This is a genomic window from Streptomyces sp. NPDC030840, from assembly GCF_055572015.1.
The window spans coordinates 636,088-654,652 of record NZ_JBVIEE010000003.1 but is presented as its reverse complement, the minus strand read 5'-3'; the positions used below and the strand labels follow the sequence as shown (position 1 = coordinate 654,652).

At 71.9% G+C, this 18,565-nt stretch carries 13 protein-coding genes; 9 read left to right on the top strand and 4 right to left on the bottom strand.

The genetic code is table 11. The features are described from left to right. Positions 1 to 59: 59 nt before the first annotated feature. The 5 genes from ACZ49J_RS10245 (at position 60) to ACZ49J_RS10225 (ending at position 6,763) form a co-directional block, all read left to right on the top strand. On the top strand, positions 60 to 1,532 hold the full coding sequence (locus ACZ49J_RS10245) for an FG-GAP repeat protein (RefSeq protein WP_467447151.1): 1,473 nt from the start codon (positions 60 to 62) through the stop codon (positions 1,530 to 1,532). Positions 1,533 to 1,737: 205 nt separating this feature from the next. Then, positions 1,738 to 1,887, top strand: a complete 150-nt coding sequence (locus ACZ49J_RS10240; protein WP_467447150.1) for a hypothetical protein — start codon at positions 1,738 to 1,740, stop codon at positions 1,885 to 1,887. Positions 1,888 to 1,952: 65 nt separating this feature from the next. After that, complete coding sequence (locus ACZ49J_RS10235; protein ID WP_467447148.1) at positions 1,953 to 3,407, top strand: FG-GAP-like repeat-containing protein; 1,455 nt, start codon at positions 1,953 to 1,955, stop codon at positions 3,405 to 3,407. Positions 3,408 to 3,648: 241 nt separating this feature from the next. After that, entirely contained in the window at positions 3,649 to 5,127 is a 1,479-nt protein-coding gene (locus tag ACZ49J_RS10230; RefSeq protein WP_467447147.1) for a VCBS repeat-containing protein, read from the top strand. A gap of 205 nt (positions 5,128 to 5,332) precedes the next feature. Next, a complete protein-coding gene (locus ACZ49J_RS10225) occupies positions 5,333 to 6,763 on the top strand; it encodes an FG-GAP-like repeat-containing protein (RefSeq protein ID WP_467447146.1) in 1,431 nt (476 codons plus the stop codon). A gap of 225 nt (positions 6,764 to 6,988) precedes the next feature. Here the strand turns inward: ACZ49J_RS10225 and ACZ49J_RS10220 are convergent, their stop codons facing one another. Together ACZ49J_RS10220 and ACZ49J_RS10215 are read right to left on the bottom strand one after the other, a co-directional pair. Then, positions 6,989 to 8,293: a copper amine oxidase gene (locus ACZ49J_RS10220; RefSeq protein WP_467447145.1), complete on the bottom strand. Its 1,305-nt coding sequence runs from the start codon at positions 8,291 to 8,293 to the stop codon at positions 6,989 to 6,991. A gap of 32 nt (positions 8,294 to 8,325) precedes the next feature. Continuing rightward, positions 8,326 to 9,147, bottom strand: a complete 822-nt coding sequence (locus ACZ49J_RS10215; RefSeq protein WP_467447144.1) for a hypothetical protein — start codon at positions 9,145 to 9,147, stop codon at positions 8,326 to 8,328. A gap of 220 nt (positions 9,148 to 9,367) precedes the next feature. On the opposite strand from ACZ49J_RS10215, the gene ACZ49J_RS10210 reads away from it, so the two are divergent. The 4 genes from ACZ49J_RS10210 to ACZ49J_RS10195 all read left to right on the top strand — a co-directional run bounded on the left by ACZ49J_RS10210 (position 9,368) and on the right by ACZ49J_RS10195 (position 16,461). Beyond that, positions 9,368 to 13,372 (top strand): nSTAND1 domain-containing NTPase, encoded by a 4,005-nt coding sequence (locus ACZ49J_RS10210; protein ID WP_467447143.1) that lies wholly within the window; start codon positions 9,368 to 9,370, stop codon positions 13,370 to 13,372. An 82-nt stretch (positions 13,373 to 13,454) separates the two neighbouring features. Beyond that, a complete protein-coding gene (locus tag ACZ49J_RS10205; RefSeq protein WP_467447142.1) occupies positions 13,455 to 13,850 on the top strand; it encodes a nuclear transport factor 2 family protein in 396 nt (131 codons plus the stop codon). Between the two features lie 108 nt (positions 13,851 to 13,958). Further along, complete coding sequence (locus ACZ49J_RS10200; RefSeq protein WP_467447141.1) at positions 13,959 to 15,422, top strand: FG-GAP repeat protein; 1,464 nt, start codon at positions 13,959 to 13,961, stop codon at positions 15,420 to 15,422. A 25-nt stretch (positions 15,423 to 15,447) separates the two neighbouring features. Further along, positions 15,448 to 16,461 (top strand): Yip1 family protein, encoded by a 1,014-nt coding sequence (locus ACZ49J_RS10195; protein WP_467447140.1) that lies wholly within the window; start codon positions 15,448 to 15,450, stop codon positions 16,459 to 16,461. A gap of 320 nt (positions 16,462 to 16,781) precedes the next feature. Here ACZ49J_RS10195 and ACZ49J_RS10190 read toward each other — a convergent pair whose 3' ends face one another. Next, complete coding sequence (locus tag ACZ49J_RS10190) at positions 16,782 to 17,312, bottom strand: phosphoribosyltransferase (protein ID WP_467447139.1); 531 nt, start codon at positions 17,310 to 17,312, stop codon at positions 16,782 to 16,784. Between the two features lie 19 nt (positions 17,313 to 17,331). After that, positions 17,332 to 17,907, bottom strand: coding sequence for a dCTP deaminase (gene dcd / locus ACZ49J_RS10185; RefSeq protein ID WP_467447138.1), 576 nt, complete (start codon positions 17,905 to 17,907; stop codon positions 17,332 to 17,334). Positions 17,908 to 18,565 lie beyond the last annotated feature (658 nt).

The window sequence follows — 18,565 nt, the reverse complement described above, 5'->3', positions numbered from 1 at the left end:
CGACCACCCCGCAGGCCCTTCTCACCGCCCCTACCCGTAACCGAGTTGGAGCCCCACTCGTGCCACAGCACAAGCGCAGCCCGCTCAGGGTCCCCGTACGAAGAGCCGTGCCCGTCGCCGTTCTCGGCGTGGCCACGGCCATCACCCTGTACGTGACCGTCGCCGCCCCCTCGGCGGGCGCCGCCCCCGGTGTCCGCAGCGACTTCAACGGCGACGGCTACGCGGACCTCGCGGTCGGCGTCCCCGGCGGCACCGCCGACGGCAGGGCGAAGGCCGGGTTCGTCCACATCCTGTGGGGATCGGCGGACGGGCTCGGCGGCTCCGCCACCAAGGTCAGCCAGGCGTCGGCGGGCATACCCGGCACGGCCGAGGCGGCCGACCGGTTCGGGTACGCGGTGCAGGCCGCTGACTTCGACGACGACGGGTTCGCGGACCTCGCGGTCTCGGCCCCCGGCGAGCGGGTCACCGACACCTCGACCACCCACGAGGGCGCCGCCTACGTCCTGTGGGGCTCGGCGAAGGGCCTGAAGTCGGGGCTCACGGTCGCCAAGGGCCAGGAGGAACAGCAGCTCGGCCGGCTGCTCACCGCCGGGGACTACGACGACGACGGCGACCAGGACCTGGTGCTCAGCGTCGAGGGCGAGGAGGGCGACTCCACCCTCCTGCGCACGGGCCCGCTCACCACGGACGCGCCCCTGGCCCTGGTCGAGGGCTACGACTTCGGTGACGCCCGTGCCCTGACCAGCGCCGACCTCGACGGCGACGGCACGGACGACCTGGCGGTGACGTACCAGGGCCTGGAGAGCTCCGGCACACGCGTCCGCACGCTGGCCTCCGGCGGTTGGAAGACGCTGTGGTTCTCCGGGGACTTCGGTACGGCCCTGGCGGCCGGTGACTTCGACGGCGACGGCCGGGCGGACCTCGCGATCGGCCAGGTCCACTCCGACCCGGAGACCGGCGGCACGTACTGCGAGGACGTCCTCGGCGGCGCGATCGCGGTGGTGTACGGCGAGCCGGGCAGCACGCTGGGCGGCCGGCGCACCTGCACCGCGCAGTCCTCCCCCGGCGTGGGCGGCACCGCGGAGTCCGAGGACAACTTCGGCGCCGCCCTCGCGGTGGCCGACCTCGACGGCAACGGCCGCGACGGGCTCCTCGCGGGCGCGAGCCACGAGGCGGTGGGGTCGGCGGCCAGGGCGGGCGCGTACTGGGAACTCCGGGCGAGCTCCGACGGCATGCTCACCGGCCCGTCCTTCACGCAGAACAGCTCCGGCGTCGCGGGCAGGGCGGAGAGGGGCGACCTCTTCGGCGCGGCGGTGACGTCGGCGTCGTACGACGGTGCGCGGTACGGGGACGAGGTGATCGGCGCGCCCGGCGAGACCGTGTCCGGAAGCGGCTCCACCGCGGCAGGCCCCGGTGGCGTCTGGTACCGGCCGTCCGCGGGCGACGACCCGCTCCTTCCGGCCGTGTCGCTGACGCCGGCGAAGCTGGAGCTGCCGGGGGCCGACGGGTACGGAGGGGTGCTCGGCAGGTAGGCCCGCCAGTCCCGTCAGTCACAACCGCCCTCGTCAGTCGCAGAAAGATTCTCGAAGCCCCGTACAACCCTCCCGCCCCTCCGTGGGTCTCCTTTTCGCCGACCGACCGCAAAGTTCAGGCCAACCCCTGGCGAGCGCGGACGGTGCGGCCCCCCAACGACTGCGGACGCCTGCCAGGCGTCCGCATGGTGCAGGAGAGCCCCGCATGCACAAGCAACACCGGCCACTGAGCGCGGCCGCGTGCGGCACGAAGATCGCCACATCCGTGAACCGGGTCATCACTGCGAGTTCCGCGGGCGTCTCGACGACGGGCACGCCGAACTTCGGCGCCGACTTCGCCGACTTCGCCGACTGACCCCACAGTCCCCCCTCTCGGGGCCCGCGCCGCGCGGGCCCTGCCAACCCCCTGGAGCCACTCCTTTGCGCAAGCGCACCCTCCTCCTGGCCGCGACCCTCACCACCGGCCTCCTCACCGCCCTCCCGGCCACGGCCACCGCCGCGCCCTCCGGCCTGAAGGGCGACTTCAACGGTGACGGATACGGCGACCTGGCCTTCGCCGCGCCGTACGCGACCGTCGGCGGCGTCTCCATGGCCGGCCGCGTCGTGGTCATGTACGGCAGCCCGACCGGGGTGAACCCGACGAACACGGCCAAGTACAAGGTGTTCAGCCAGAACACGACCGGCGTGCCCGGCACCAACGAGGAAGAGGACACCTTCGGCGACGCCCTGGCCGTGGCCGACTTCGACGGCGACGGCTACGCGGACCTCGCCGTCGGCGCCTCCGGCGAGGACGTCGGCACGGACACGGACGGCGGCTCGGTCACCATCCTGTGGGGCTCCTCGACCGGTGTCTCCGGTGGTACGGCCGTGAAGGACCCGGCGGCCTCCGCCCACGACGCCTTCGGCCGTCTGCTGGCCGCGGGCGACTTCGACGGCGACGGCACGCAGGACCTCGCGACGGGCGCGAGCAACGCCTCCGTGTACGTGGTCGAGGGCGGCTTCACCAAGGACGGGACGACCGGAGGCACGGTCAAGTTCACGGCCCCGAGCAGGCTGCAGTACGGCCCCGACACGCTGAGGTCCGGCGACGTCAACCAGGACGGCAAGGACGACCTGGTGCTCGCGGGCCGTATCGAGCCGGACGCCAACGACCCGGGCACCACCCGCTCCACCGCCTGGTACTACCCCGGCGCCGCCACCAACCCCGGCTCGGTCGCGCCCACCACGCTCCCCGGCGGCGGCGTCTCCGCGACGGTCGGCGACATGAACGGCGACGGTTACGGCGAGATCGTCCTCGGCAACGTCTTCACCAAGGACGACGATCTGAGCGGCTCCTTCGGCGGCAAGATCACCGTCGTGCCCGGCACCGCGAGCGGCCCGGACACCGCCACCGCCACCACCCTCACCCAGGCCTCGCCCGGCGTCCCCGGAACGAACGAGGCGGGCGACGGCTTCGGCAGCGCCGTCTCCATCGGCGACATCAACGGCGACGGCCGCGGCGACCTGGCGGTCGGCGCCATCTTCGAGGACGGCTCCACCACCGAGGACTCCGGCTCCACGGTCCTGATGTACGGCTCGGCGACCGGCCTCACGACCACGGGCGCCCGCACCCTCACCCAGGACTCCACCGGCGTCCCGGGCACCTCGGAGGCGCTGGACTACTTCGGCTCCGACGTCCTGCTCAAGGACCTCACCGGCGACGGCAAGGCCGACTACACGGTCAGCGCGGCCTTCGAGAACGAGGGCGTCGGCGCGGTCACGGCCATGCTGTCCAACGGCACGGGCATCTCCCCGGACGGCGACCGCGCCTTCGGCCCGGGTTCGCTGGGTCTGTCGTCCTCCTACGGCGCGTTCGGCGTGAACCTGCTCGGCTGACCGGGACCTCAGGCACGCACGGTGGGGCGTACGCGACGGGCACCAGCCCCGTACGCCCCACGGTCCTCACCCTTCCCGGAACTCCATCGAGTGCGCGTACAACCCTCCCACCCCCCTGTGGGTCTCCTGTTAGCCGACCGTCACGTGACGGCCCGTCAAACTCCGGGCGAACTCGGGCAACCGGCACCCCATTTGACTGGGGACGCCCACCGGCGTCCCGCATGCCGCAGGAGATTCCCGCATGCACAAGCAGCACGTGCGACTCGCCCTCGCGACGGCCACCGCGGCCGCGCTGACGGGCGGTCTGCTCACGTTCACGGCCACGACCGCCACGGCGGCCGACTCGGTCCACCACCCGGTCGCGGACTTCGACAACGACGGGTACGGCGACGTCGCGTACTCCGCCGGCTACGCCACCGTCGGCGGCAAGAAGGGCGCCGGCCAGATCGTCGCCCTGTACGGCTCGGCGAGCGGTGTGACGTCCGCCCAGCGCACCACCGTCAGTCAGAACACCACCGGCGTGCCCGGCAGCGCCGAGACCAACGACGCCTTCGGCTGGATGAGCGCGTACGGCGACTTCGACGGCGACGGCTACGACGACCTCGCCGTGTCCGCGAGCCTGGAGGACGTCAGCGGCGACACGGACGGCGGCACGGTCGCGATCCTGTGGGGTTCGTCGAGCGGCCTGTCCGGCGGTACGACGCTCGCGGACCCGGCGCCCTCCGCCCACGACCGGTGGGGCAAGTCGCTGGCCGCGGGCGACTTCGACGGTGACGGCACGGAGGACCTCGCGGTCGGCTCCACGTCGAGCACCGTCCACGTCTTCAGGGACGGCATCAGCAGGTCCGGCACGGCGGGCGGCCGTTACACCGTCAAGCCGCCCATCATGTCCGGCAGCGGCACGGGCCCGTTCATGCTCACGGCGGGCGATGTCAACAACGACAAGCGGACCGACCTCGTCGTCGACGGCTACGAGACCGACAGCGCCGAGGGCTGGAACGCCAACTACTACGTGCCCGGAACGGCCTCAGGGCTGAGCACCGCCTCGGCGCGGAAGCTGAAGCCGGGCGTCATCACCGGCATCGGTGACGTCAACGGCGACGGCTACGGCGACATCGTCACCGGTGAGGAGTGGGACCCGTCCAGCGACCCGGAGGAGCCGTCCGTGCCCGAGTCCGCCACCGGCGGCAAGGTCCACGTCATCCGCGGCTCGGCCGACGGCCCGGCCGAGGCCGGCGCCGTGACCCAGAACACCGGCAACGTGCCCGGCACCTCCGAGCGCGGTGACTTCTTCGGCAACGAGCTGTCCCTCGGTGACATCAACGACGACGGCTTCCAGGACCTGGTGATCGCCGCGGCCGGCGAGAACCTGAACGGCGTCGTCGACACGGGCGCGGTGACGGTTCTCTACGGCTCGTCCGCGGGCCTGAGGACCAGCTCCGGATACCAGTACTTCGCCCAGTCCACCCCCGGTGTCCCCGGCTCGGACGAGAAGGAGGACTACTTCGGCTCCGAGGTGAAGCTCGCCGATGTCACGGGCGACGGCAAGGCGGACCTGACGGTCGGCGCGTTCGGCGAGAACGGCGGCAACGGCTCGGTGACCTACCTGCCCTCCAACGACACAAAGATCACGACGACGGGGTCGCGCTCGCTGTCCACGTCCTCGGTCGGCGTCTCCACGGACGCGTCGCCGGTGTTCGGCGGCAACGCGGCCAACTGACCCAACGACCTGTGAGCCGGGCCCACACCCGCCCGGGGTGCTGCGGCGCCCTCACTGCCGTCGGTCGCCAAGTGGCTCCGGAGTCCCGGCGACACACCGTGAACGCGGCGTGTCACCGGGACCGGGAAGCCAATTGGTCCCGCCCGACGGACGCGCCGCCGGTGTTCCCCGCGGACTGCGGACCCCTCCCCACCTGGAGCATTCCTTGCGCAAGCGCACCCTTCTCCTGGCCGCCACCCTCACCACCGGCCTCCTCACCGCCCTCCCGGCCACGGCCACCGCCGCGCCCTCGGGCCTGTCCGGCGACTTCAACGGCGACGGCTACCGCGACGTCGCGATCTCCGCGCCCCTCGCCACGGTCGGCGGCAGGTCGGGCGCCGGGTACGTCGCGGTCGTCTACGGCACGGCGAGCGGCCTCGACACCACCGAGCGCCAGATCATCAGCCAGGCCACGACCGGCGTTCCCGGCACCCCGGAGTCGTACGACTACTTCGGGGACCGCGTGACCACGGGCGACCTGGACGACGACGGGTACACGGACCTGATCGTGGGCGTGCACGGCGAGCACATCGGCTCCACGGACGAGTCGGGCGCGATCACGGTCGTCTGGGGCGGCGCGGACGGCCTGAAGACCGCCACCGACATCGCCTCGCCCCTGCCCGAGAACCGCAACGAACTCGGCTGGTCCGTCGCCACGGGCGACTTCGACGGCGACGGCGACACCGACCTGGCCGCCGCCAACATCGCGTTCCCCGAGCTGAACGTCTTCAAGGGCCCCATCTCCCGCACCGGCCAGGCGACGGGGCTCGTCGGCATCGACACCTACGAGCAGACCGGCATCAACTCCGACAAGCTCGTCGCGGGCGACGTCACCGGCGACGGGAAGTCGGACCTCCTCGTCATGGGCCAGCAGGAGATCACCGACGGGTACCGCACCCGCAGCGTCCTCTACAAGGGCTCGGCCTCCGGCCTGACGGCGGGCAGCAAGGTCGCGGGCGGCTACGACGCGGTCATCGCGGACGTCGACAAGGACGGCTACGGCGACATCGTCACCGGCAACTTCCTGGAGAAGTCCACCAGCGAGCCCAACGGCGGCCTGGGCGGCGCCGTCACGGTCACCTACGGCGCGTCCACCGGCCTGAGCTCGCGCACTCCGTTCCGCATCACCCAGGACACCACGGGCGTGCCCGGCGCCGCCGAGAAGGGCGACGGGTTCGGCTGGAGCCTGTCGGCGGGCGACGTGAACGGCGACGGCTACGCGGACATCGCGGTCGGCATCGAGAACGAGGCCGTCGGCTCGGTGTACAAGGCGGGTTCGTTCGCGGTCCTGCGCGGCTCGGCGTCCGGTCTGACGGGCAGCGGCGCCAAGGTCTTCACGCAGAACACGACAGGGGTCCCCGGTACGGCCGAGCGCCTGGACCACTTCGGCGGCGCGGCCCAGCTCACCGACACCGACGGCAACGGCCGCGCGGAACTCGTCACCAGCGCCCCGAACGAGAACTCCGGCGCCGGCGCCGTCTGGCTCTTCAAGTCCACGACCTCCGGCATCACCGCCACCGGCGCGAAGTCCTTCAACGGTACGACCCTGGGCGGTCCTTCGGGCGACACCCTCTTCGGCGACGTCCTGGCGGGCTGACCCCTCCTGGGAGCGCTGCGGTGATGGGGCCGCACGCTCCGCGACATCCTCACCATCCACGACCTCCCCGCCCTCATCGAACCCGCGGAGCTCCCCGCCTCCGAGCTGCTCTCCAACGCCATCGGGCACACCAAGGGGCCCGCTGCCCTGAAGATCAGGCAGTCGGGCCCCTCGTTCCGCCTCGGGGCGTGGGACACCGGTCCGACACCTCCGACTGGTGCGAACTCAGTTGTGGCCGTTGAACTCGGGCTTGTGCAGCCGGTCCGGGGTCAGCGGGCTCATGTCCGTCACGTCGCGCGGGACGATCTGGAAGCCCTGCCAGTGCACCGGCATCGGGGTCTGGTCCTCGTCGCGGGCGATGTGGTGGAAGCCCACGTTCACCCAGACGACCGGACGCGTGAGGTTCTCCCCGTTCAGGTACTTGTCCACGCTGCCGCGGCAGTCGGGGTTGAGGCGGCGGTTGTCGTTGGCGTACTGCTCACAGGTCTTGTACTGGCTGACGTACACGTCGTGCCGCGTGTAGGGGTGCCGCGTGTACTTGTCGGTGCGGTTGTGGACGATCTCCCAGGACCGCGCGTGCCCGTCCTTGTTCCTGCTCGCGGACGCGACCACGCGCCACCAGCGGTCGTTGGCGTTGTCCCCCGCGAACTCCTTGGTCATCTGCTTGCGGGTGGTCTTGAGCCGCCCGATCCCGTCGACCGCGCCGTCCGTCCTCGTGTCGTACTGCTCGACCTTCGACTTCCAGGAGCCGCCCGGCTTGAAGTCCAGCCGCCACAGGACGCTGTGCTGGTGGCTGAGGGCCTTGGCCGCACCGTTCCTGCCGACCGGCCAGCCGGTGCCGTCGTCGGCCCTGAAGTCGCCCCCGGAGAGGTTGCCCGTGGCGCCCTCCTTGGCGGTGATCGTGCCGTCGTCCGAGAAGTTCCACTGAGTGACGTAGTGGTACCAGCCGACCGCGTGGATGGTGTAGACGACGAGGTCCTGGCCCTGCGCCGAGTCCGTACGGGACGGTTCCTCCCCAACGTCACCGCTGTCCCCGTGGTACGCGAACCCGCGCGGCTGCGTCGTCACGCACAGCCCCTTGACCGTCGCGCCGCCCACCCGGAAGCTCCGGACCGTCCCTCCGGGGCAGTCCGCCGCCTTGATGGGCAGCGCGCCCTCGCCGAGCCGCACGTCGGTGACGTCGTTGTACTCGTACGCACCGTTGTCGTACGGCACGTTGATCTGCCCGAGCCGCGCGCTGCCGAGCACCTCGATCGGCTCGCTCTCGTGCCGCGGCTGGTAGCTGATGTCGGTGAGGACCAGCCCGGCGGTGGGGCTGTTGCGCCAGCACATGCGCCAGGTGGTGCCGCCCGTGAGCTTCTTGGTGATCAGGGAGTTGCCGGTGCAGGGCTGGGCGGCGGCGGGGGCGATCGGGGCGTTCCTGCCGTCTGCCTCCGCGTCTCCGGGGAGGGAGAAGAGGACAGCCGAACCGACGACGGCCCAGACGCCGAAGGGCGTGGTCCTGCGGGCGAATCTGCGGAACTTGCTCATGCCGGGTACGTCCTTCCGTACGTCTTTCCCGTTCACGGGAGCTGGTGCGCCTTACGGGCGCTGAGGTCGATGACGAACTGCCGGGTGTCGATCCACGGCCCGCCCTTGACCCGGGTGAACAGCCGCACGCAGCGGTGCGCCCCGTCGCAGTCGGTGGGCCCGGCCGCGCCACGGCGCTCGTAGGCCAGCCCCTGCACCGTCAACCGGTCGCCGTCGCCCACCGGTTGGCCGGTCGCCGCCTCGAAGTCCTGCCGTACGCCGTCCCCGAGCGGACTGGCCAACAGCACCTTCAGGGCCTCGCGGGACTCCTGACCGGAGGGAGCCGGCTGCACTCCGGTGGCGGACTCGGTCCGTACGACCCTCCCCGTACCAAGGTCGACGGTCTTCCTCACGAAACGGTCGTCCCGGTAGTCGTAGAAGAACACGTCCGCGCTCCGCGCCACGTCGATCGCCCCTTCGGCGAGGTCGGCCGTGAGGAACTGCGGTGTCCCGTCCTTCCCCCGGACGTTCTCGCTCGCCTTCAGCAGCGTCCGGTCCCCGGCCAGGGCGGCCTGCCGGGCGCGGTCGATCTCGTCGTCGGTGAGCGGATCGGTGCCGGTGCCGGTGCCGGTCGCGGGCGGCGCCGCGTACGGCGACGACTCCGGCCCCGGCGTCGCGGAAGCGGAGGTGGAGGTGGAGGTGGACGGCGCGACCCCCGTACGCCCCGCCCCCTCCCCCTCGTCCCCGGTGGCGTTCATCGGCAGCGTCACGGCCACCATCGCCGCCGTACCGGCGACCGCCAGCGCCGTACCCGCGACCAGCCGGCGCAGGGCCGTGCGGCGTTCCCTCGCTCGCTCACGTGCTCGTTCGTTCATGTGGTTCCCCCGTGGTGTCTCGGGCTGTCCCGGATGCCCCCGTGGTCTCCGGTGCCTCAAGTCCACCCGGCCCGAGGGTTGTTCGGCAGGCCCCTTCCGTCACACCGAACAACGGCGTAAGGCCAGTTGGGGGGTGGTGAGCCCGCTTGCGGGCAGCACGCAGGGCTCCTTACCGTGACCGGGACACGGGGGGCACGGGGGACGAGAGGGAGACCTGAACATGGGGCGTCGCGAGACTCCGGTGGATCCGGCGGCGGGCCCGGTCCAGCGCTTCGCGTACGAGTTGCGCAAGCTGCGCCAGGAGGCGGGCGGCCTCACCTACCGCGAGATGGCCCGCCGGGCCCACTACTCCGTCACCTCCCTCTCCCAGGCGGCCGCCGGTGAGCAACTGCCGTCCCTGCCCCTGACCCTGGCGTACGTGAAGGCCTGCGGCGGCGACCCGGAGGAGTGGGAGCGCCGCTGGCACGAGGCGTCCGAGGAGTCGGCGACGGCCCGCCCGGACGACGACACCGACTCGCCGTACCAGGGCCTGTCCCGCTACGAACCCGCCGACCACGACCGCTTCTTCGGCCGCGACGCACTCGTGGAGGCGCTCCGCGAGCTGACCGCCGCGCACCGCTTCACGGCGGTCTTCGGCCCCTCGGGCAGCGGCAAGTCGTCCCTGCTGCGGGCGGGCCTGATACCGGCCCTCCGCGAGACGCGCGTGGCCGCCCTGCGCATCCTCACCCCGGGCGAACACCCCCTCCGTACGCATGAAGAGGCGCTGAAACCGAAGAGCGAGGGCACGCCCGGCGACACGATCGTCGTCGTCGACCAGTTCGAGGAGCTGTTCACGCTCTGCCGGGACCGCGCCGAACGCACGGCCTTCATCGACCGCCTCCTCACCGCACGCACCGACCCGGACAGCCGACTGCGCGTCGTCATCGCGGTCCGGGCCGACTTCTACGGCCACTGCGCCGAACACCGCGGCCTCGCGGACGCGTTGAGCGAGGCCGGCCTCCTGGTGGGGCCCATGACCCGGGCCGAACTGCGGGAGGCGGTCGTCCGGCCCGCCCAGTCGGCGGGCCTGCTCGTCGAACGCGAGCTGACCGCGCACCTCGTGGCGGAGGTGGACGGCGAACCCGGTGGCCTGCCCCTCCTCTCCCACGCCCTGCGCGAGACATCCCGCCGCCGCCGGGGCCGGGCCCTGACGATGGCGGCGTACGAGGCGGCGGGCGGCCTCCGGGGAGCGATCGCGAAGACGGCGGAGGACGTCTACGGGACCCTCTCCCCGTCCCAGGCGGCCCTGGCCCGCCGGCTCCTCCTTCGCCTGATCACCCCGGGCGAGGGCTCCCAGGACACCCGCCGCCCCGTCGACCGCGCCGAACTCGGCTTCGCACCCGCCGACGAGGTCACCCTGGTCCTGGAACGGCTGGCCCGCGCCCGTCTCCTCACCCTCGACAACGACACCGTCGACCTCGCCCACGAGGCGCTGATCACGTCCTGGCCCCGTCTGCGCTCCTGGATCGAGGAGACCCGCGAACGCCTGCGCACCCACCGCCGCCTCACCGAGGCCGCCCGCGCCTGGGACGACCTGGGCCGCGACCCGGGCGCCCTCTACCGGGGCACACGCCTCGCGACCGCCGACGAGCACCTCGCCGACCAGCCCCTGAACCCGCTGGAAGAGGCCTTCCTCACCGCGAGCCGGTCCGCGCGCACCACGGAACTCCGCCGTCGGCGAGGGCTGTTCACCGTCCTCGCCACCGTGGTCGCCCTCGCTCTCGTCGCCGGCCTCACGGCGTGGCAGCAGTCCCGCACGAGCGACCGCCGCCACCGCGAGGCCGAGGCGCGGCGGATCGCGGCCGTGGCGGACAGCATGCGGGCCACCGACCCGGTTACGGCGGCCCGGCTGAGCGTCGCGGCCTGGGAGCTCGCCTCCACCGTCGAGACCCGCTCGGCCCTGCTCTCCGCGCTCAACAACCACGAGCAGGACGCCTTCACCGTCCCGGAGGGCGACGCCGACACCACGGTCCGCACCCTCACCGGCGACGGACGGACGCTGGTGTCGGCCTCACGCGACCACGTCCGGGTCTGGGACCTGCGCACCCACCGCCGTACCCACAGCTACCCGGGCCCCGGCAAGCGGCTGACCGGGCCGCTGAACGACGTGATCAGCCCCGACGGCCGGACGATCGCGCTGTCGGGAACGGACGGCGTGGCGCTCTGGGACATCCGCGCCGGGCGGATCACCGGGCTGCTGCGCGGGATGGACATGCCGTCCGTCCGGTTCAGCCGCGACGGGAGCACCCTGCTGGCGGAGGCCGAAGCGGGCTGGCACGTGTGGGACGTACGAAGCCGGAGACAGCTGATGCGGCTGTCCAGCGGGGAGGACGGGTCCTGGGACGCGGTTCTCAGTGACGACGGCCGCCGACTGGCGATGTGCGGCGCGGCAAGTTCCTTGCGGATCTGGGACACCGCCCGTCGCAGCCGCCTGCCCCTGCCCTGGGTGAAGGAGTCCGGGTCCGCTCTGTGCGATCAGACCGAGCTGGCCTTCTCGCCGGACGGCACGGACATCGCGCTCACGTCCACGGACGGCATCACCGTCCGGGACATCACCACGGGTGACGAACTCGCCTCGACGGAGGGGGAGACGCCGACGGATGTGCGGTTCAGCCCCGACGGCGCGTTCATGACCGCGACCGAGGAGACGGGGGAGGTCCTGATGTGGCGCCTGACGTCACCCGATACCGCCCCGGTGTTCCGCCACGCCCCGGCCGGCGGTGCGGTCCACCAGTACGAGGCCGACTTCACCGCGGGCGAGATCCGCTATCTGAACGGCTCGGGCACGGCCGTACGCTCCCTGCGGCTGGGCCCGGCCGCCACCTCCCGCTGGCATCAACAGGCTGTGGACAACGCCCTGTTGTCACCCGACGGCCGGACACTGGCCACCGTGCGCGGCAGCACGGGGAGAAGCGGTGAGAGGAGTGTGCGCCTCCGGGACACCCGCACGGGCAGGACCGTCCTGACCCTGCCGGAGAAGCCGTGCTCCGGCGACCTGCCCGTTGAGACGGACGGGGGGACGGAGACGGGCGAGGGAACGGGGCCGGGCGAGGGAACGGAGGCAGACGCGAGCACGGAGACAGAGGCCAGCACGGAGACAGAGGCCAGCACGGAGACAGACGCGGACGCGGACGCGGGTACGAAGACGGACGCGAGCACGGAGACAGACGCGGACGCGGACACGGACACGGACGCGGGGACGGATACAGACACGAACACGGAGACAGACGCAGGACCAGACGACACCCCGCCCTCCGGCGCGATCACCGTCGTGCCACCGCCGAAGGTCACCGGCCCCGGAAACGCCGAGGTCGTCCAGGCGACCTTCGACTGCGTCAACCTGACGGCCTTCAGCGCCGACGGCCGCACCTTCGCCTTCGCGCCGAGCCGTGCCCTGTCGACCTCCCCCTCCGGCCAACGCGTCACGGTGTGGGACGTCGCCACCGGCCGCCGCCGCGCGGCCCTCGCCGTCCGCCCCGACGCGGGCGACGTGACCGGAGTCGCCGGGCTGGCCCTCAGCGCCGACGGCCGCACCCTGTTCGTCTCCCGGGAAGCGAACCGGCAGGTGGTGGAGGTCTGGGACGTGCGACGCGGGCGGCTCGTCCGGAGGCTGAACGACCTCCCCGCGATGGGCATGGCCGTGCGGGACGACCAGCGCGTCCTGGTCACCTCCCAGAACCGGGTCGCCGACCTCCGTACGGGGCGCGCCGGCTACCGCGCCCTCGGTGACAACGAGTCGGGCTCCCTGGCCTTCAGCCCGGACGGAACCCACTTCGCGGTGGGCGACGAACTGGGCCAGGTGACCGTGTGGGACGGCGATGTGCGCAGCCGCCTCGGAGTGCTGGCCACGGCCGGACCGGCCGGCGCCGTCAACGCGCTCGCCTTCTCCCCGGACGGCCGCACCCTGGCGGTGGCCGGCGCCGAGGGCACGGTCCAGCTCTGGGACGTGACCTCCAGCCGCCCCCTCGGCTCCGCCCTCCCGACCCCCGGCGACCAGCCCCTCTCGCTCGCCTTCGACCGCGACGGCTCCACGCTGTACCTCGCCGGCGAACACGTCCCGCTCCGGACGTACGACGTCGCTCCCACCCACGTGGCCCGCCAGGTCTGCGCACGCGCCGGCTCGGGCCTCTCCCCCGCCGACTGGAAGACGTACATCCCGGACCTGCCGTACGTACGCACGTGCTGAACGAATGCACCAGAAGGGGTGAAGTTCGATAATTGCCTATGTAAGTGACACACCACCCGCATCAGCCGGAAGGTGAACCACCATGGCTGAACACCCGCACGCCGCACTCGTCCGCAAGGGGTACGAGGCCTTCTCGCGCGGCGACATGGACGCCCTGCGCACCCTGATAGCGGGGGACGCCACGCACCACGTCCCCGGCGACAACCTCCTGTCGGGCGACTACAAGGGCCAGGACGCGATCATCGAGCTGTACGGCCGCCTCGCCGAGGAGACGAACAGGACCCTGCGCGTCGAACTGGGCCGGCTCCTCGTCGACGGCAGGGGCCACGTGATCGCGACGCACCGCTTCACGGCCGAGCGCCAGGGCAAGCAGCTCGACGAGAACGGGGGCATCGTCTTCCGCATAGTCGGCGACAAGATCACCGACCTCGACGAGTGCTCCGAGGACCTCGACAAGCTCAACGACTTCTGGTCGTAGCTCCGCACAACCCCGCACGACCTTCAGGTGTCACACAGGTGAACGGAACGGACCCCCTGATTATCCGATTCCCGGGGTTCGCACCCACCTGGAGCCCCTGGAGCCCTCGTGCCCATACGGACCCGCACCCTGGCCGCCGCAACCGTCGTCGCGGCGGCCGCCGCCGCCCTCACCCTCGCCCCGCCCGCCACGGCCGCCGCACCCGCGCCCACCGTCAGCGACGTCAACGCCGACGGCTACGCCGACCTGGCCGTCGGCGTCCCCGACGCCACGGTCGACGGCAGGACCCGGGCCGGATACGTCAACGTCGTCTGGGGCGGCCCGAAGGGCCTCGGCGCCCACGGCAACACCCGCGTCAGCCAGGCCCGCCCCGGCGTCCCCGGCACCCCCGAGGCGGGCGACCGCTTCGGCGCCGCCGTGGCCGTGGCCGACGCGGACGGCGACGGCGCGGCGGACCTGGTGATCGGCGCCCCCGGCGAGGACGTCACCGGCTCCGGCACGAACGCGGGCACGGTCGCCGTACTGCGGGGAGCGAAGGGCGGCCTGAGCACGGCGGGCCGTACGGTGGCGAACGGGCCGGCGGCCTCGGCGGCGTACGGGAAGTCCCTGGCCGCGGCCGACCTCACGGGCGACGGGTCGACGGACGTGGCGATAGGCGCGACGGACAAGGTGGTGCTGGCGCCGGACGGCGGGCCCCGCTCCACTGTCGTCACCGACGCGATGGGCGGCCGCGCCCCCGTCCTGGCCACGGGCGACTTCGACAGCGACGGCACGGCGGACCTGGCACTGGCCTACTGGACGATCAACCAGCCGCACACCCGCTCCCACGTCCGCCTGTACCGCTGGTACCCGCCGGAGGCCGGCCTCATCAACTTCTGGAACACCGACAACGCCGGCGTCTCGTCCCTCGCCTCCGGCGACTTCGACGGCGACGGGCACGACGACCTGGCCCTCGGCGAGTGCCGGGAGATCGCCGACGAGAACATCGACGACCCGTGCGGCCCGCAGGAGTACGCCAAGGGCGGCGGCATCCACGTCCACTACGGCAACGCGTCGGACGGCAACAGCTTCGGCGCCCGTTCCCAGACCCTCAACCAGGACACGGTCGGCGTGTACGGCCGCGCCGAGGACGGCGACCGCTTCGGCGCCTCCCTCGCCGTACTGGATCGCAACGGTGACGGCCGCGACGACCTGATCGTCGGCGCCCCCGGCGAGGCGATCGGCACCCGCGCGGGCGCCGGCGCGGCCACGCTGCTGATGAGCCACGCCGACGGCCTGGTCGACGAGTACGGCGAGGCGACCTCGGTGGCGTACAACCAGGGCACCCCGAACGTCCCGGGCGCGGCGGAGGCGGGAGACGCCTTCGGCACGGCGGTGGCGACCGGCGACTACGATCACGACGGCACCCCCGACATGGCGATCGGCGTCCCCGGCGAGAACACCGGCAGGGGCGGAGTCTGGCTCCTCCCGGACCTGAGCTCGAAGGAGCCCTACGCCATCACCCCGGTCAGCCTGGGCCTCCCCTCCTCGTCAACGGCACTCTCGTACGGCAGAACCCTGAGCAGCCACTGAGTCACATCTGACTGTCCCTTAGGGGATGTCACAGCTCGGCCGCAAACGTGTCCCCGTTGCCCGGTGCCCACCACGTCACACACGGGGACCAGGTACGTTCGAAGACGTGGCTGGATTCAGGATCGGACGCGGCCGGAACAACGGCGCTCCTCAAGCGCGACCGCACACCCCTCCGTACGGACAGCAGCCGCCGCAGGGCGGCCCGTCGTACGGCTACCCGCAGGCGCCTCAGCGCCCTCAGTACGGCGGCGGTCAGCCGTACGGCGCCCAGGGCGGTCCGGGCGGCTCGTCGGGCTGGCCGCAGGCGAACGGCGGGCACCACGGCGAGCCGGAGTACTTCGGCGACGGCGGCGGCCAGGGCTACCCCCAGAGCGGCCCGGGCCACGACCCGTACGCGGCGAACAACCCGGGCCACACCCAGGCGTTCTCCGTCGACGACGATCCGTACCACCAGAGCGGCACGTACCGCGCGGGCCACGCCCCGGCCCCGCCCGCGGGCCCGCGTCTGCACTGGAAGGCGCTGCTGAGCGGCATCGTGATGTCGCCGAACCAGACCTTCCTGGTCATGCGCGACTACGCGATGTGGGCCCCGGCCCTGATCGTCACCTTCGTCTACGGCCTGCTCGCGGTCTTCGGCTTCGACACGGCCCGCGAGGACGCGATCAACGCCACCCTGTCCAACGCGATCCCGATCGTCCTGACGACCGCGGTCGCCATGGTCGTGAGCTTCCTCATCCTGGGCGTGGTCACCCACACCCTGGCCCGTCAGCTCGGCGGCGACGGCGCCTGGCAGCCCACGGCCGGCCTCTCCATGCTGATCATGTGCATCACGGACGCACCGCGCCTGGTGGTCGCCATGTTCGCGGGCGGCGACGCCCCCTTCGTCCAGATCCTCGGCTGGGCCACCTGGGTCGCCGCGGGCGTCCTGCTCACCCTGATGGTCTCCAGGTCCCACGACCTGCCGTGGCCGAAGGCCCTGGGCGCCTCCGCGATCCAGCTGGTCGCGATCCTGTCGCTGATCAAGCTGGGCACGTTCTAGCGGTACGTCCCCGGAAGGGGCTCCCGGCACAGCCCCGGGAGCCCCTTCCTCATGCCGTCACGCGCCCTCACGTGCTCCGGACTTCTCTGGCAGGAGCAGGTGATCCTGCCCGTGCGCGTCACACGGTACTCGTCGCCCCGGAAGGCTCCCTTCACGGGAGCCGCGAGTGATCGGCCCGCGCCGGTCGGTTCGAGGTTCGTCAGCGCGCTGTCCGCGGACTCGGGGCCGCCACTGCGCCGGAGCCGGGCAGATGCGCCACCCAGAGCCCGTATCCGCAGGCAACGTCCGGAGGGCACCCCGCACTCGCCGAGAGCGGTTCCTCAGAGCGCGTCCTTCGACGGAGTGACCGGCTCGCCGGACCGGCGCACGGGAGGCAGCACGCTCCACGGGAAGTTGATCCACTCATCGGTCCGCTTCCACACGTACTCGCACTTCACCAGCGACTGCGACTTCTCGTAGATGACGGCGGACCGGACCTCGGCGACGGCATCGAGGCAGAAGTCCCGGACGAGCTTGAGGGTCTTGCCGGTGTCGGCCACATCGTCGGCGATCAGCACCTTCTTGTCGGAGAAGTCGACGACGTTGGGCACGGGCGCGAGCATGACGGGCATGTCGAGGGTGGTCCCGACACCGGTGTAGAACTCGACGTTGATCAGGTGAATGTTCTTGCAGTCGAGCGCATAGGCGAGCCCGCCGGCGACGAACACTCCTCCGCGGGCTATGGAGAGGATGACGTCGGGCTCGTACCCGTCGTCGGCGATGACCTGGGCGAGCTCACGGACGGCGCGACCGAAGACCTCGTAGGAAAGGTTCTCGCGCGCGGGCGAGCCGGCAGCGGAAGCGTCAGACATGCTCAGCCGACCCTCCCTCTCAGACCTGCGTCCGGTGGAAGTTGAGGAAGGACCGGGAGGCGGTGGGCCCCCTCTGCCCCTGGTACCGGGACCCGTACCGCTCGCTCCCGTACGGCGACTCGGCGGGCGAGGTCAGCCGGAACATGCACAGCTGCCCGATCTTCATCCCCGGCCAGAGCTTGATCGGCAGGGTGGCGAGGTTGGACAGCTCCAGGGTCACGTGCCCGGAGAACCCGGGATCGATGAACCCGGCCGTGGAGTGGGTGACGAGCCCGAGCCGCCCGAGAGAACTCTTCCCCTCCAACCGCGACGCTAGATCATCGGGGAGGCTGATGACCTCGTAGGTACTGGCGAGCACGAACTCCCCGGGGTGCAGGATGAACGGCTCGTCCCCCTCGGGCTCGACCAGCCGCGTCAGATCCGCCTGCTCGATGGACGGATCAATGTGGGGGTACCGGTGGTTCTCGAACACCCGGAAGTAGCGGTCGAGCCGCACGTCGACGCTCGACGGCTGCACCATGGTTTCGTCGTACGGATCGATCCGTACCCGACCTGCGTCGATCTCGGCCCGGATGTCCTTGTCAGAGAGAAGCACGCCCCGAGGATACGCAAGACGCGCGGACCGCCCACAACGAGGACGACCCGCGCGCTTGCCCACTATCTGTTACTGCCGGTACTGCCGGTACTGCCGGTACTGCCGGTACTGCCGGTACTGCCGGTTACGCCCTACCGCTTACAGCCGGACCGCCGCGGACCACCGAGCCAGACCGCCCGCCGAACCACCGCTCGTACGGCAGTACGGCACATACCCGGCCCGCACGGCCCACGCCCGGCTGTCGCTCCTCGAACGCCTGGCCGCGCCTGGCTATCGCTTCTCGAACGCCACAGGCACGACACTGCGAAGCCGGGCACACCGCGGACAGCGGATCAACCGGCCGGGGCCGAGTCGCTCGGCCTGCTGCATCGGGAACGAAGCGGTGCTGAACACGTGCCCATCGGCACAGCGGACGACGGTGCGCTCCATCAAGTCCAAGAGTCCCTTCCCCAAGAGCCGCGTCTGGCTAACTGCCCTGACGACGAAAGCCACATTACGGGATGAAAGGGACGGCCCTCCAGGCGGCACCCCGACCACACACAGACCCTCTTCCCCTCCCCCACCGTACGCCCCAACTCCCGTCCGGCGCAGCCCCGTCCACCCCGCCCCAACAGAGACGGGCCCCGCGGCTTCAGCACCGGGGGCCCGACATGAGGTA